Raw genomic sequence first — 14406 nt, 5'->3', positions numbered from 1 at the left:
AGCGGCGGGGGATAGTCCCAGGATCTCCCGAGGCTGTTCACCCAAGCGCGTTCACCCAAGCCCTGGGGCGGACGGTAGTCTCCACTGCGTGTCCGCGACCACTCCCGCAGAGCCTGTAGAGCCCGTCGAAAAAGCCCCGTCCACCGGTGCACGGCCCGCCAAGCGCCGTCGGACTCGCACCACCCGTGTCCGCCAGTTCCTGGTCGGAACCACGGTCGTCGTCCTGCTGGCGCTGGTCGCCGTGACGACCTTCGGGTGGCTCACCGCCCGCCGTCCGCTGCCGGAGACCTCCGGGGAGGTGCAGGTCGAGGGGCTGAGCGCGGACGTGCGCGTGAGCCGCGACGCCCAGGGCGTACCGCAGATCTACGCGGACACCGCCGAGGACCTGTTCCGCGCGCAGGGCTACGTGCACGCGCAGGACCGCTTCTTCGAGATGGACTACCGCCGCCACGTGACCGCTGGCCGCCTGGCCGAGCTGGTCGGCAACAACGAGGACGCGATCCAGGCCGACATGGTCACGCGCACCTTCGGCTGGCGGCACGTCGCCGAGGAGGAGTTCAACATCCTCGACGACGAGACCCGGCAGTACCTCCAGGCCTACGCGGACGGCGTGAACGCCTACCTCGAGAACCGCAGCCCCGGCGAGACGGCCGTGGAGTACACGGTGCTCGACGTCAGCGTCGAGGTGAACGAGCCGGAGCCGTGGGACCCGATCGACTCGCTGGCCTGGCTCAAGGCCATGGCCTGGGACCTGCGCGGCAACTACGACGACGAGCTCGACCGGGCCCTGGCCTTCAGCACCCTCGACGACGCCTCGCGCGTGGCCGAGCTGTTCCCGGCCTACTCCGGCACCGGCAACGCGCCGATCCTCGACCCCGCCGAGGCGGGCGCGCAGGCGAACGTCCCGGCGGGTACCGAGACGGCGTCGGCCACCAAGGACGTCTACCAGAGCGCGAACCTCGCCGACGCCCTCGAGTCGGCGCAGAAGGCGCTCGACGCCGTGCCCGTGCAGATCGCGCGCGGCGAGGGCACCGGCTCCAACTCGTGGGTGGTCTCGGGGCAGTACACGGAGTCGGGCAAGCCGCTGCTGGCCAACGACCCGCACCTCGACCTCGCCGCCCCCGGCATCTGGGCACAGGTCGGCCTGCACTGCAACCAGGTGGGCCCGGAGTGCCCGTACGACGTGGCCGGCTTCTCGTTCTCCGGCTTCCCGGGCGTGATCATCGGCCACAACGCCGACATCTCCTGGGGCCTGACCAACATGGGCGCCGACGTCACCGACTTCTTCATCGAGCGCGTCCGCAACGACACGTACCTGCGTGGCGCGGACGAGTGGGTCCCGATGGAGAAGGAGACGGAGGTGATCCGGGTCGACGGCGGCAGCCCGGTCGACCTGGAGGTCCGGCGCACCGTGCACGGCCCGATCGTCTCGTCCGTGATGGACGAGAAGGAGATGGACGCGGTGCGCGGCTCGCCCACGGAGACCGGCACCGAGCTGGGCCAGTACGAGATCTCGCTCCAGTGGACCGCGCTCCAGCCGGGACACACCGCGGACGCCGTGTTCGAGATGAACCGCGCCAAGACCCCCGCGGACATGAAGGCGGCGGCCGCGAAGTTCGAGGTCCCCGCCCAGAACATCGTGTTCGCCACGACGGACGGGCACATCGGCTACCAGGCGCCGGGCAAGATCCCGGTGCGCGCGAGCGTGCCCGGCGCTGTCGAGTCGGACGGCACCTGGCCGCGTCCCGGCTGGGACGCCCGCTACGACTGGACCGGCTACGTCGACCCGGCGCAGATGCCCGGCGTCGTGGACCCGAAGGAAGGCTTCGTCGTCGCGGCGAACCAGGCGGTGCTGCCCGGCGGCAACGGGCCGTTCCTCAGTCGTGATTGGGACTACGGGTACCGGTCGGAGCGCATCCGCACCCTGCTCACCGACCGGATCGCGGAGGGCCGCAAGCTGACGGCCGCCGACATGTCCGAGTTCCAGATGGACCAGTGGAGCGTGTTCGCCGACACCCTGGTGCCCGTGCTCCTCGCGGTGGAGCTCCCGGCCGGCTACGACTCGGACGGCCAGGCACTCCTGGCCGACTGGGACTATTCCATGGACGAGGACTCCGCCGCGGCGGCCTACTTCGCGGCGGTCTGGCGCAACCTGCTGCGCACCACCTTCAACGACGAGCTGCCCCAGTCCATGTGGCCCGACGGCGGCAGCCGCTGGCTCGCCGTCATCCAGGGCATGCTCGACAACCCGAACGACGCCTTCTGGGACGACCAGTCCACGGTGGCGGTCGTCGAGAGCCGGGACCAGGTGCTGACGGAGGCGCTGGTCAGCGCCCGCCAGGACCTCACGGTCGAGCTCGGCAAGGACACCAGCGACTGGGAGTGGGGCACGCTGCACCAGCTCCGGCTGGAGCACCTGGTGCTCGGCGGCTCGGGCGTCCCGGCCCCGATCTCGACCTACATGAACCCGGCCCCGGTCAAGGTCGGCGGCGGCTCCTCGATCGTGAACGCGACGTCCTGGGACGCGGCCAGCGGCAGCTTCGAGGTGACCAGCGGCCCGTCGATGCGCATGGTCGTGGACCTCGCCGACCTGGACGCGTCCACGTGGGTGGTCGTGACCGGCACGTCGGCGCACCCGGCGTCGCCGCACTACGACGACCAGCTCGGCGCGTGGGCGTCGGGGGAGACCTTCCCGTGGCCGTTCACCACCGAGGCCGTGGGGCGGGCCAGCGAGGACGAGCAGACCCTGACGCCCTAGCGGCGTCGTGCGCCCGCCCTGACGCCGTCCGGCACCCTGCCGGGCGGCGTCCGGCGTCTGCGCCCGCCTCAGCCCAGCCAGCGCCAGTCGGTCGTGGTGGCGACGGCGTGGACCAGGATGTCGTGCTCCTCGCGCGGCAGCGGGTGGTCCGCGGCGTCGTACACCTCCTCAGGGAAGACGACGGCGACCACCTTCGCGCCCGGCCGCAGGTGGGTCAGGGCGCGGTCGTACCAACCACCGCCCTGCCCGAGCCGCACCCCGCGGGTGTCGACGGCGAGAGCGGGCGCCAGGACGACGTCGGCCAGCTTGACGGCGTCCGTGCCCAGCGCGGGGCCGCCGGGCTCCGGTGGGCGGCCGGGGGCGCGTTCCAGCAGGTCGTCCGGGCCGCTGTAGTCGGCCCAGTCGCGGGCGAGCCCTGCGCCGAGCACCGGCAGCAGCGCGCGGACGCCGCGGTCCGCGAGGCGGTCCAGGAGCGGCAGCATGCCGGGCTCGGCGCTGCGGGCCGCGTACGCCGCGACGCAACCGGCGTCGCGTACCTCGGGGATGGACTCGATGACGTCGGCGAACATCGCTGCGGCCTCCGCCCGGCGCCGGGCGGACCGCAGGCCGCGCTGGGCGCGGATCGCACGGCGGAGCTCCTCCTTGGCGTCACCTGTCTCCATCCCGGGATGGACGGGGTAGGGCTGTGGCGTCGGAACAGAGATGCCGCTCATGACCGCTATTGTGCCAAGACTCCGAGACTGGATTGTTACGAACGGCGCACGAAGAAGGCGAGAACATGACCGAGCGGCTGCTCGACGGGTCACAGGCCACCGAGCGTGGTAGACCCTCCTCCAGCGAGGGAAACCTCACGGGGCGTGGCAAGGGGCGAACGATGTTGCCGTCGAGTAGGTCGGACGTGCCGGAAGGCACCACGGGAAAGTTTGTGAAGGGGTGGACGGTGGCCAAGCCATGGCCGGTGACGCTGCGTGAGGACACGCCGGCGGGAACTGTCGTGCTGCGCCCGCTGCGGCGCCGGGACGCGACCGACTGGTCGCGCCTGCGGGCCGAGAACGCGGCCTGGCTCGAGCGCTGGGAGGCGACGTCGCCCGGTGCGAACCGGTACATCGCCTCGACGTTCGGCGAGTACGTGCGATCCCTCTCGGCGCAGGCCCGCGCGGGCACGTCGCTCCCGTTCGGCGTGGAGCTCGACGGCGCCCTCGTGGGGCAGCTGACGGTCGCGTCCATCACCTGGGGCTCCATGTGCTCCGCGAGCATCGGCTACTGGGTCAGCCAGTCCGTGGCCGGGCGCGGCGTGATCCCGACGGCGGTCGCGATGGCCACGGACTACGCCTTCTTCCTGGGGCTGCACCGCATCGAGATCAACATCCGGCCCGAGAACAAGCCGAGCCTGCGCGTCGTCGAGAAGCTCGGCCTGCGGGACGAGGGCGTGCGCGAGCGGTTCCTGCACATCCAGGGTCAGTGGCGCGACCACCGCACCTTCGCGGTGACCCGCGAGGAGGTTCCCGAGGGCCTGCTGGCGCGCTGGCAGCGTCTGCGCGAGGCGCTGTGACGGCAGGACACGCCGTGCGTGGTGCGGCGGGGCGCGGTGATGCTCGCCTACCGTCGTGTCGTGGAATCGACCGCGGGACTCACAGCCGTAGCGCTGTTCGTCCTGTGGCTGGGCTACTGGCTGCCGAGCATGGTGCGTCGACGGGCGGAGCTGGCCGACGCCCGGGTGCCGGACCGGTTCTCGGGCGGACTGCGCATCGTCGCCATGAGCGGCTCGGGTAGGAGAGGAGGGGCGATGGTCAACGACGGCAACCGGCGAGGTACGAGCCAGGGCGTGCCGCGCGTCGCCCACCCGACCCCGAAGCAGGGCCTCCCGCTCCAGATCATGGTGCGCGGCCGCCCCCTGACGGCGGAGCGCATCCGCCGGGTCGAGCGCCGCGCGCGCCGGGCCGCCCGGGCGCGCCGCCGCTTCATCGTGTCGATCTTCCTGCTGGTGTCCAGCGTCGTGGCGTGGACGCTCGTCGGCTTCGACCAGCTGCACTGGGGCGCCGCCGTCGCGTCGTCGGCCATGCTGCTGTTCGTCCTGTTCCTGGGGCGTCGCGCGGCCCGCGCCGCCCGCCGGGCGGACGCGCGGTGGCACGCGACGGTCCGGGCGGCGCGGCAGCGCGCCACGCAGGCCCGGGCCCTCGCGAACGGTGGCCCGTACGCGCCGCGCAACCGCGCGCAGGTCGTCGGGCTGGCGACACGCGGCTCGGATACGGAGACGCAGGCGATCCCGCGGGTGGGCGGCAAGAACGTGCTCGACGAGATCCTCGACGGCCCGGAGAAGCCCCGGGTCATCGAGGTCCCGGCGGAGGTCGTGGACGAGGCGCCCTCTGGTGCCGGGTCGACGGCGGACGCGCCGGCCTCGGCCGACGAGCCGCCGAGCGGGCGTGCCTGGGACCCGGTCCCCGTGCCGCTGCCCACGTACGTGACCAAGCCCAGGGCGCCGCAGCGACAGCCTGCGGCGCTGCCTCCTGGGACGGCCGCGCCGGCGTCCGGGAAGGCGTCTGCGGGCACCTCCGGGCGTCCGGGCGGTTCCGGGCCTTCGGGATCGGGCTCTTCGCCCGGTGCGGCTTCTGGCGCGACGTCGGCGGCTGGTGCCGCCGAGGCAGGTGCCGACGCGGTCGCCGAGGACGAGCTGCTCCGGGGCGAGCCGCCCCGTATGAAGTCGGAGACGCTGGGACAGCCGCTCGAGGAGATCCTGGCCCGACGCCGCGCGGCGGGGTGACCTGCCGCACCCCGCCGCCGGCGTCGTGGCTGGTCGGTGTCGCGGGGGTCACGCGTTCGTGACCCGCGCGACACCGGATCAAGTTGCGGAGCCCCGGCTGTGAAGTGCTAGTCTTCTGCAGTCCGAGGGGCTATGGCGCAGTTGGTAGCGCGTCTCGTTCGCAATGAGAAGGTCGGGGGTTCGAATCCCCCTAGCTCCACCGGTAGAAACCTCGTCTGACCAGGGCAAACGCTCTGAGTCAGGCGGGGTTTCTTGCGTCTCAGGCGTGGTTGCGAGCATCTCGCGCACCCCCCGCGCTCCCCAAGTCGTTGTTCAGCCTGTTCAGACCGGCCTTGTCGGCGTCCGTGCCGAGGAAGTGCAGGTACCGGTTCGTCGTCGCGATCGACTCGTGGCCGCACCACGCCTGGACCGTTCCCGGCGCGACGCTGCGGGAGAGCCAGAGGCACGCGGCGGTGTGCCGCAGGTCGTGCAGCCGCCGACCCTGTCCGGTCTTCTCCCACCCCAGGGTTCGGAGCGTGTTTGACCGCCAGAGCTGAGCATCGGTCGCCGTTGTGAAGAGCAGCTCGTGCGCAGCCCGCCCCGTGGCGAGTTCACGGACTATCGGCAGTACGCGATCCGCGAGCGGGACCCGGCGCATCGACCGGCCCTTGGTGGCCTTGATCGGGGAGCCCTCCGGCTGACTGCGACGCACCATCAGACCTGGCGTCGGCACCTCAACGAAGTTCGCGACCTGCATCGCGCGGACCTCTCCCCAGCGCAGGCCTGTCCAGCCCATCACGAGCAGGATGTCCGCCAGCCGTTCGTCCTTCATCTTCCAAGTCAGGTACGCCGCTTCGAGGCCGTGCTCCGTGAACGGGTCCATCTCCTCGACCACACCCGAGCCCTTCGGAACCTTGACGCCGGTCACCGGGTTCCGCACGATCAGCTTCTCTCGCACGCACCAGGCGAAGAAGGACGACAGGCTCGCCCGATACCGCACCACCGACGAGTCCACCAGGCCCCGAGCAAGCAGGACCTCGAACGACCGGGCGACCTCCCGCTCCGAAATGGCCGACAGGTGCACGTTCTGCATGCTGGTGGGCATGAGCCGCCGCAGGTCCGCGTCAGCGCCATAGGTCTTCTTCGCGACCGTCGTCTTCCGGATCGTCAGCCAACGATCCAGCACGAGCCGCACCCGTTCCTTGCCCGCGCGGGGATCGATACCGCCGTCGAGCGCAGCCCGTTCCCGGTTCAGCCAGTTCTTGGCTTCTGTCTTGGTGTCGAAGGTGCGCGACCCCACGAACTGCCGGCCGTTCTTCAACTGGGCGCGGAACCGACCGTTGGCCGTCTTGGTGATGCTCATGCCGCCACCGCTTTCAGCCAGGCGTTTACGTGCTCACGTCGGTAGCGAGGGAGCGACGGCGAGAGCCATGTCACGCGCGGGCCCTTCCCGGCCATCCGCCAGCGGCACACGGTCGACGGCGCGACTTTCAGCCAGGCCGCGACTTCCTCAGTCGTCAGGTACTCGTCCATCACTTCCCCTTCCACACTCACACGTCGTTGTCAGGCCGCACGGGCCGGGTGCTTCTGTGCTGCCTTCCACTGGGCGTATTCGCGGGCTCGAGCTGCGGCAGCCTCCGCGAGTTCCTTCTCGCCGTTGGTCGGCCAGCCGGTCCCGACGTAGGACCACGCCCCGTCGACTACGAGGGTCGTTTCTTCGTCGTCGGCCAGCAGCCGGCGTTCCAGGTCGGTCACGTCGAGCGGTTCGCCGGCGCGCTGTGCTTCGGCCTGGAGGCGGGCGAACCGTGCCCGAGCTGAGCGGAGGCGCCCGAGGGTGACGGAGTAGCGCCGGCTCTTGGTGGAGAAGTGACCCCGGAAGCCGAGCATGTGCGCCCACTTCGCCAGCAGCCGGTACGGCGACTCGATGCACGTCCCGCACACGCACCCGTCCTCGTCCTCTTCCGGCTCGTACCCGTCCGGGCGGCACGCCGTGGCGGCGCGGTCGGCCAGGCGGCGGCATTCCCTTGTGATCCGGGCCAGGTGCGGGCGGGGTGAGGCCGGGTCGACGTCGGTGCTCTTTGTGGCGTACTTCGCGAGATAGCCGGCGACCTGTTCGGGCACGAGGGTGTCCGAGGTGCGGGCGTCGTCAGCGGCAGCATCCGGTAGGCCAGTGCGGACGGTCCGCGCGTCGAGCTGGGACCCGAAGGCCAGCACACGCGGCACGTCTGCACCATCGACCGGAGGAGCCTCCACCCGAACACCACGCGCCGCCGACTCGATCAGGCCGGCCAGCGTGACGCCGTCGACCGGAGCGGGTGAGCCGGGGCCGGTGGGTCCGTCGAGGCGGACCAGGGCGTGGAAGTGGATCAGCCCACGAGCCTGGTACTCCCCGACCTTGGCGTACTGCACCGACGCCGCGTGCTTCAGCTCGGAGTCCGTCAGCCCGAGGTAGCCGGCCAGGGCACGGCGCAGCGCGATGGTGAAGCGGCGCCACAGCTCCGGGGCGTGCCACTGCCACACCACGGCGGAGGTCCAGTCGTAGCAGTCCCAGCACAGCGGCGAACCGACGGCGGGGTCGGTCTCGGTGTGGGCGCGCATGCACGACTCGGAGCGGCCGTGCTCGCAGACCTTGGCGCGGTCGTAGGGGCGGCAGGTCCCGCCGGCCTTGTGCCCGTTCTTGGCCCGGATGCCGTGGACGTGCCCGAACGAGGGGGCGGTCAGGGTCGCGAAGACGAGGGGGTTGTCGGCCACGGTCTCGGGCACGGTCTTGCCGCCCAGGAGGCCGGAGCGGATCATCGCGAACGTGTCGCGGGCGTAGACGCGGGAGCAGGCCGGGCAGACGTCCTCACGCCGGTTCCCGCACGGGCGGTACAGGAGGCCCATGGGTGCGTCGTCGGAGGAGTACTGGCCCACGACCTCGCCAGTGGTGGTGTCGACGGTCATCGAGGAGCCGGAGAGCCGTACGGGGTGGGAGCAGTACCCGACCGCGGCGGCAGTCTCGGAGAACGCTTCGAGGGCACCGCGCACGGACCGGCCCCGAACACTCTGGGTGGCGAAGCCCAGGGCGCCGGGACCGACCTCCAGCGGTGCGTGCTCCCCGAACCCCGGGAACGTGCTCGGTGGTGCGGTGTTCATGCCGCCGCCAGGGTCGGGGCGGTGTCGGTGAGGTGGTCCAGGAGCTGGGCGCCGATGAACTGTGTGTAGGCCGGCGGGATGGCCTGGGACAGTCCACGTCCGGTCATCCAGTCGATCCCCATCGCAGGACCACCGATGCTGGTGCCGATGTCTCCGGTCACGGAGATGTTCAGGCCCGCGTCCCAGTCGGTGCGGCGCTTCTTCGTGGACGTCTTGACGCGGTGCCTGGGGTGGGGCGGCAGGGCGAGGAGCGTCGGGCCGGCGACGAGGAACTTGCGGTGGCGGTAGACGCGCAGGCCGAACATCGACCCGCACAGCACCATGTCGGTGTGCATGGGCGCGCCCATGACGTTCTCGACCACGTACGTCTCGAACAGGGTCGGCAGCAGCTCCAGCGTGGCGCCCAGTAGCCAGCCGGTGCCGTTGGTGCCCGCACGGGACTTGAGCGAGGTGTGGTCGTGGCACGGGGGTGAGGCGTGTACGGCGTCGAAGTCCCCCGCGTACCGGGCTGCGAAGTCCAGCGCATCGGCCTGGACGAACTCGAACGGGTAGTTCGGCTGCGGGTCGATGTCGACGCCCACGACGTCGAACCCGGCCCGGTGGTAGCCCATGCCGGCCCCGCCCTGGCAGCAGAACAGGTCCAGCATCTTGGGGCGCCTCATGCCGCCATCCCCACCGCAGCAGTGCCGGGCAGTTCGAGGCCGGGCAGGGTGTCCTGCTCGGGCGGGTCGGGGATGGTGTAGTCGGCGCCGGCCCAGAACCCGGCCGTGGTCTTCGTGGTGGCGACCTCGCGGGCGCACAGGGCCAGGACCGGGCAGGCGGCACACACCGCGGCCATGGCGGCACGCTCAGTGAAGACGGCGGTCTCGCTGATCCAGGACAGGTGCTGGTTCTCAGGGCGGGCACAGGCGGCGGGGCGCATCTGGTCGGCCGAGGCGATCATGCGTCGGCCCTCACCATCAGACCGGGCAGGTCCAGAGCGTCCTGAGTGACCGGACGGACACGGCCCAGACGAGGCCGGCGAGCAGCCGGAGCAGCGACCGGGGAGCGCTCCGGCTCGGCCGGAACGGGGACAGGGTCCGGAGCCGGCGCGGGGTTCACGCCGACGGGAGCGGCCGACTCGATGGCGGCCGGGACCGCGGCGTCGACGGGCTCAACAACCGGGACCGGTACCGGGTCGACGGCGGGCGTGTGAGCAACCACGAGGGACGCCAGGGCGTGCGTCGAGGTCAGCACCGAGAGCGGTGCGAGGGCGACCAGGACGACGCCGACGATGGTGCGCAGCTCGGGGCCGACGTCGTAGGCGTGTGCAGCGTTGGCGCCGATGGACACGACCGTGAAGCCGAGCATCAGGGTCCAGGCCCACACCGACGAGGAACCCCGGGCCCGCAGGACGAGGGCAACCAGGCCGTAGACGAGGACGGAGGCGTCGATGACAACCGGGACGAGGAAGGCGAGGGACTCGGGCACCCGACCCCACAGCGCAGCGTCCCGCAGGGACGCGAACGAGAGGGCGAACGACGCCAGGGCGACGGCCACGGTCAGGACAACGGTGAACACCAGGACGGGCCGGGAGTCGGCGGCAATGCGGACGGCGGGCCGGGCGGTGGGGCGGTTCATGACTGGACCTCCTCAGAGGATGCGGCCGAAGCGGCCGGCCGGGGTGCGCGGGGCGCACGAGGCTTGCGGGGTGCCCTGGGCTTGCGCTGCCGGGGTGCCGGGGCGGCGACCGGGGCCGCGTTGTCGTCGTCGGACAGGCGTCCGGCTGCCTTGGCCGATGCGGTTGCCCAGGCGTTGACGGCGTCGTCGCCACTCCGTGGCAGCGGTGCGGCGTGCTCGGCCGGTGCGGCGTAGTGCACCGCGGTGGTGCGGATCAGTTCGTCAGGCCAGTAGTCGAAGCGGACGAGCTGGGGTGTGCCGTCCTCGGTGACGAGGTAGGCGGTGCCGGGGTCGTTCTTGTTGATCGTGTGCGCCGGAGCAAGCGGCGCGAGCCCACCGAGCACCATTTCGGTCTCGGAGTCGGAGTCCAGACGCAGTGCGATCTTCTGGGTGTAGAGGGAACGGGTGCCGCCGAGGGAGTCCTGCCGGGGGTTCTGCACGCAGGACAGGACGACGACCCCGAGGGCGCGGCCCTGGGTCAGGATCTTGGAGACCAGCCGCTCGGCCTCACGACGGATCTCCGAGTCGGAGTACGCCATGAGGTCGGCCAGCTCGTCGATGATCAGGACGTGCAGCGGATCACCCGAAGCGGGGACGTGCAGCCGGGAGACGCCGCGCATCTTGGCGCCGCGCTCGTCGATCACGCGCAGCAGGGCGCGCAGGACGTCCAGGGCATCCTCGGCGGAGTAGGCGGCGTGCCCGAACAGGCCCCGCCCGGTGGCGACCTCCAGACCCTTCTTGAGGTCCACACCCCACAGCCGGACGACACCAGCGTGCACGGCCGGAGCGAGCCCGCCGACGACGGACCACAGGACCGAGCCCTTGCCCGCGCCGGAGGCACCGACGACGAGGGTGTGCCGCCCGATGATCTGCATCGTGCAGGCGTCCCCACCACGGGTGCGACCGACCGGGACGACGTCGGTCGTGATCGCGTCGGGGTGCGGCAGGACCGCGGCACGCGGGGCGAGGCGCGCGGTGGTGAACAGGACCAGGTCGAGGACACGGGGCTTGATCTGCACGGTGTCGTACCCGTGGGCGCTGTACGCGGTCGCCAGCGCGGGAGCGGCGCGCCGGATCGTGTCCATCGTCTGACCCGCGAACGTCTCCACCCGCAGCGTCACCGTCCCGGGCGTGTGGGTGACCTTGCGCAGCCGGGAGACGAACACCGTGCCGTCTTCCTGCCGGCGGTAGATGCCGCACGCCTTGGCGACCTCGGGCCACGCACGGCGGATGTCCCGGGCGTTCTTCTTACGCCGGTAGTGCGCCGGCGCAACGGCAGCCCACAGGCCGAGGAACAAGCCGGGGACCATGAACGCGACCAGGAGCACGAGGGGCCCGGTGGTGCGGTCGCCGGGCCACTCCGCCAGGGTCAGGGTGCCGTGCCAGAGGAGCGCGAGCACGAGGCCGACCACGGGCAGGACCGGGTGCTTCACCGCCCAGGTGCCGGACGCCCGGGTGAACAGCCACAACCGGCGAGCCGTGAAGCTGGCGACGCGGACGAGGACCCGCCAGGCCGCACCAGCCTTACCGGGACGGCCGGTCGTGGCGGCGATGATCCGGGCACGTGCCTTGGCGTCGTAGTCGCGGAAGGTGGCGCGGGGGTTCATCGGCCCTCTCCGTCCTGCTCGGCGGCCAGGCGGGCGCGCAGCTCGAACCCGGCATCAGCAGCCCGGACCCAGGCGTGGTTGACGTCGTCGGCCAGGTCGTTGTGCAGCCGGGTCTCTGCCTGGACTGCATCCATGGCCTTCGCGGCCTTGCGCAGTTCGTCGGTGCCGCGCTCAGCGGCGCGGGTGGCGTTCTCCAGTGCTTCCACGACACGGCGGTTGATCCGTCGTGTGGTGCGCGTCGTGCGTGCCATCAGCTCTTCTCCGTTCCCGTATCGGTGGTGCGGGTGGTGGCCCGTGCCGGGCCGAGCTGGGGGGCGGGAATCAGTACGCCCGCCCCCCGGGGTGCTAGCCGTGGAAGGTCAGGCAGCCTTACCGGCGTCCGGGCGGGCAGGCGTGGCGACGTCGGCCTTGCCGGGCTCGCACAGGTCGTCGGCCTTGTACGACCACGCCAGGCGCGGCCGGGTGCCGTTGTCGTCCACGTACGGCAGCGCCGTCAGGCCCACGAACTCGATCGGCGTCCACGGGAACGGCGTCTTGTTCGCAGGGGGAACCGGCTGGTACTTCGCCGCGATCTTCACCGTCACGGCCGTGTCCTTCTTCCCGGCCTCCTCGTCAGCGTCCAGGACCACCACCTGCCACAGCGGCAGACCCGTGTCCTTGTCGAGCTGCTGGGGACGCGAACCGTCCTCCCGCTTGGGGCCGTTGAAGTCGGCCACCGGCTCGACCTCACCCTTCAAGAACGCGCCCTTGGGGAAGACGTCCTCGTGAGCCACCGCAAACCGTCGCTGCATCGCCATGTCTGCATCTCCTTGGTCGTCGTGACTAGCTTGGCTAGCCAGGCTGTACAGCAAGAGATTGCACCAGCCTGGCTAGCCATGTCAAGAGGCGGAGACGAACTTGGTTAGCCGGGTTGGCCATGTCGCTACGATTGGAGGTATGGAACTGGACCCGGACGACCCGCGCCCGCCCTACCAGCAGGTGGCGGCGGCACTTCGTGCAGCGATCCTCCGGCGCGAGTTCCAGCCCGGTGAGCAGTTGCCGTCCCAGAACGACCTGGCGACGATGTTCGGCGTCGCGCGGATGACCGTGCAGCAAGCCCTGCGCATCGTCCGCGATGAAGGCCTGACCGTCTCCCGCCAGGGGAGCGGCGTCTTCGTACGCGAACGAGCCGCACGGCCTGCCGGACTGCGCCCGCACATCGAGCGCATTTTCGAGGCAGAGACGGTCACCATCGACTTCGTCGGGTACACCTCAGAGACGCTGCACGGCGCGATCACCGAACCGCTCGACAAGATCCGAAGCGGACGCTTAACGCCTCGCGAAATCCGGTTACGCGTCCTCCTGCCGGACATGACGCGCCCCCTCGCGCTGCCCGTCGCCGTATCCGGTGACGAGGCCGACAGTGCACGAGCCCGCGCACGCATGGCCGCGATCAGCACCCGCCACCTCGGAGCGATCCGCGACAGCGTCGAGGAACTGCAAGACCTCGGCCTCGTCCGGAGTGCCACCGTCGAGGCCCGAGTCCACGGATCCGCCCCGCTGTTCAAGGCCTACATTCTCAGCAACACCGACGTGTTCTTCGGCTTCTACCCCGTCCGCGAGCACGAGGTCAGAGACGGAGACGACCGACTCGCCACCTACGACTCGCTCGGCAAGGACGCCGAGCTGTTCCACTACGCCGACGACGGCGACGCTGAGTCGCTCGGTACCCAGTTCGTCGCGCAGGCACGCCTCTGGTTCGACAGTGTGTGGGAGACCATCGCGACCAAGGCCACCTCGTGAGCCACGCGGCCGAGCTGCTCGCCGCAGCCGATGCGGTCTTGCTGGACTTCGACGGACCTGTCACGCCGCTGATCCCCGCACCCGCAAACCTCGAAGTGGCGGACGCGGCACGGGCACCGCTGCTCGCGCACGGCATCACCCTAGACGAGCGCATCGGCACCACCAGCGACCACCTCGCCGTTCTCCGATGGGCTGCCGCCAACGCGCCCCACGTCTTGGCCGAGGTCGAGGCCCTATGCGACGGCGCCGAGACCGCCGCGGCATCCACCGCTGAGCCGACCCACGGCGCGCACGACCTCCTCGCCAAATGCCGCCGGAGTGGCAAGCCCGTGCTCATCGTGAGCAACAATGCCGAGGTCGCGATCCGCGCCTACCTCGAACGTTGGTCGCTGGCCTCCCATGTCGTCGCAGTGATCGGCCGGCCAACGGGCAGGCCCGACCTCATGAAGCCCAACACGTACACCGTGGACGAGGCGCTCCGACTCCTCCGCACCGAGCCCAACCGAGCCGTGTTCATCGGCGACTCCGTCTCTGACGTTGAGGTCTCACGAGCGGTCGGCATGCCCTGCATCGGCTACGCCAAGACACCGCGCCGAGGCGATGAGCTGCGGGAAGCTGGCGCGGACGCTGTGACCGCCGATGTCGCGGAGATTGGTGCCACGATCCCCACGATCTAGCTAGGACTTCAGGCGTCAGCGGCGTGGCCGGTCCGAGCCGGACCCGGT

Annotated in this window: 15 protein-coding genes and 1 tRNA gene; 6 read left to right on the top strand and 10 right to left on the bottom strand. The window is 71.0% G+C overall.

Translation table 11 applies throughout. The annotated features are described in order from the left end of the window. Positions 1-223: 223 nt before the first annotated feature. On the top strand, positions 224-2758 hold the full coding sequence (locus AB0I29_RS25030) for a penicillin acylase family protein (protein WP_357486730.1): 2535 nt from the start codon (positions 224-226) through the stop codon (positions 2756-2758). A gap of 68 nt (positions 2759-2826) precedes the next feature. On the opposite strand, the gene AB0I29_RS25025 is transcribed toward AB0I29_RS25030, so the two are convergent. Further along, complete coding sequence (locus AB0I29_RS25025) at positions 2827-3471, bottom strand: 5-formyltetrahydrofolate cyclo-ligase (RefSeq protein WP_285105520.1); 645 nt, start codon at positions 3469-3471, stop codon at positions 2827-2829. A gap of 281 nt (positions 3472-3752) precedes the next feature. Between AB0I29_RS25025 and AB0I29_RS25020 the strand changes: the two genes are divergently transcribed. The 3 genes from AB0I29_RS25020 (at position 3753) to AB0I29_RS25010 (ending at position 5718) form a co-directional block, all read left to right on the top strand. Beyond that, positions 3753-4310, top strand: a complete 558-nt coding sequence (locus AB0I29_RS25020) for a GNAT family protein (RefSeq protein WP_285105911.1) — start codon at positions 3753-3755, stop codon at positions 4308-4310. 60 nt (positions 4311-4370) lie between these two features. Beyond that, positions 4371-5519 (top strand): hypothetical protein, encoded by a 1149-nt coding sequence (locus tag AB0I29_RS25015; protein ID WP_357486699.1) that lies wholly within the window; start codon positions 4371-4373, stop codon positions 5517-5519. Between the two features lie 126 nt (positions 5520-5645). Beyond that, positions 5646-5718, top strand: a tRNA-Ala gene (locus AB0I29_RS25010). A gap of 60 nt (positions 5719-5778) precedes the next feature. Here the strand turns inward: AB0I29_RS25010 and AB0I29_RS25005 are convergent. The 9 genes from AB0I29_RS25005 to AB0I29_RS24965 form a co-directional block, all read right to left on the bottom strand. Further along, positions 5779-6861, bottom strand: coding sequence for a tyrosine-type recombinase/integrase (locus AB0I29_RS25005; protein WP_357486697.1), 1083 nt, complete (start codon positions 6859-6861; stop codon positions 5779-5781). Further along, positions 6858-7031, bottom strand: a complete 174-nt coding sequence (locus AB0I29_RS25000; RefSeq protein ID WP_357486696.1) for a helix-turn-helix domain-containing protein — start codon at positions 7029-7031, stop codon at positions 6858-6860. Before AB0I29_RS25000 ends, AB0I29_RS25005 begins: the two co-directional genes overlap by 4 nt. A 30-nt stretch (positions 7032-7061) precedes the next feature. After that, positions 7062-8633, bottom strand: coding sequence for a replication initiator (locus AB0I29_RS24995; RefSeq protein ID WP_357486694.1), 1572 nt, complete (start codon positions 8631-8633; stop codon positions 7062-7064). Next, on the bottom strand, positions 8630-9295 hold the full coding sequence (locus AB0I29_RS24990) for a hypothetical protein (RefSeq protein ID WP_357486692.1): 666 nt from the start codon (positions 9293-9295) through the stop codon (positions 8630-8632). The genes AB0I29_RS24995 and AB0I29_RS24990 overlap by 4 nt, the downstream gene beginning before the upstream one ends. Further along, entirely contained in the window at positions 9292-9576 is a 285-nt protein-coding gene (locus AB0I29_RS24985; protein ID WP_357486690.1) for a WhiB family transcriptional regulator, read from the bottom strand. The genes AB0I29_RS24990 and AB0I29_RS24985 overlap by 4 nt, the downstream gene beginning before the upstream one ends. Further along, on the bottom strand, positions 9573-10253 hold the full coding sequence (locus AB0I29_RS24980) for a DUF2637 domain-containing protein (RefSeq protein WP_357486688.1): 681 nt from the start codon (positions 10251-10253) through the stop codon (positions 9573-9575). Before AB0I29_RS24980 ends, AB0I29_RS24985 begins: the two co-directional genes overlap by 4 nt. Continuing rightward, positions 10250-11899, bottom strand: a complete 1650-nt coding sequence (locus AB0I29_RS24975) for an FtsK/SpoIIIE domain-containing protein (RefSeq protein WP_357486686.1) — start codon at positions 11897-11899, stop codon at positions 10250-10252. The genes AB0I29_RS24980 and AB0I29_RS24975 overlap by 4 nt, the downstream gene beginning before the upstream one ends. After that, positions 11896-12150, bottom strand: a complete 255-nt coding sequence (locus AB0I29_RS24970) for a hypothetical protein (protein WP_357486684.1) — start codon at positions 12148-12150, stop codon at positions 11896-11898. The genes AB0I29_RS24975 and AB0I29_RS24970 overlap by 4 nt, the downstream gene beginning before the upstream one ends. 108 nt (positions 12151-12258) lie before the next feature. After that, a complete protein-coding gene (locus AB0I29_RS24965; RefSeq protein WP_357486682.1) occupies positions 12259-12696 on the bottom strand; it encodes a plasmid replication, integration and excision activator in 438 nt (145 codons plus the stop codon). Between the two features lie 139 nt (positions 12697-12835). Between AB0I29_RS24965 and AB0I29_RS24960 the strand changes: the two genes are divergently transcribed. Together AB0I29_RS24960 and AB0I29_RS24955 are read left to right on the top strand one after the other, a co-directional pair. Continuing rightward, a complete protein-coding gene (locus AB0I29_RS24960; RefSeq protein WP_357486680.1) occupies positions 12836-13681 on the top strand; it encodes a winged helix-turn-helix domain-containing protein in 846 nt (281 codons plus the stop codon). Continuing rightward, positions 13678-14358 carry an HAD family hydrolase gene (locus AB0I29_RS24955; protein WP_357486678.1) on the top strand — a complete coding sequence of 227 codons (681 nt, stop codon included), beginning with the start codon at positions 13678-13680 and terminating at the stop codon, positions 14356-14358. The genes AB0I29_RS24960 and AB0I29_RS24955 overlap by 4 nt, the downstream gene beginning before the upstream one ends. Positions 14359-14406 lie beyond the last annotated feature (48 nt).

This window comes from Promicromonospora sp. NPDC050262 (genome assembly GCF_040655935.1).
Lineage (GTDB): Bacteria > Actinomycetota > Actinomycetes > Actinomycetales > Cellulomonadaceae > Promicromonospora.
This window is presented reverse-complemented; position numbering and strand designations above follow the sequence as displayed.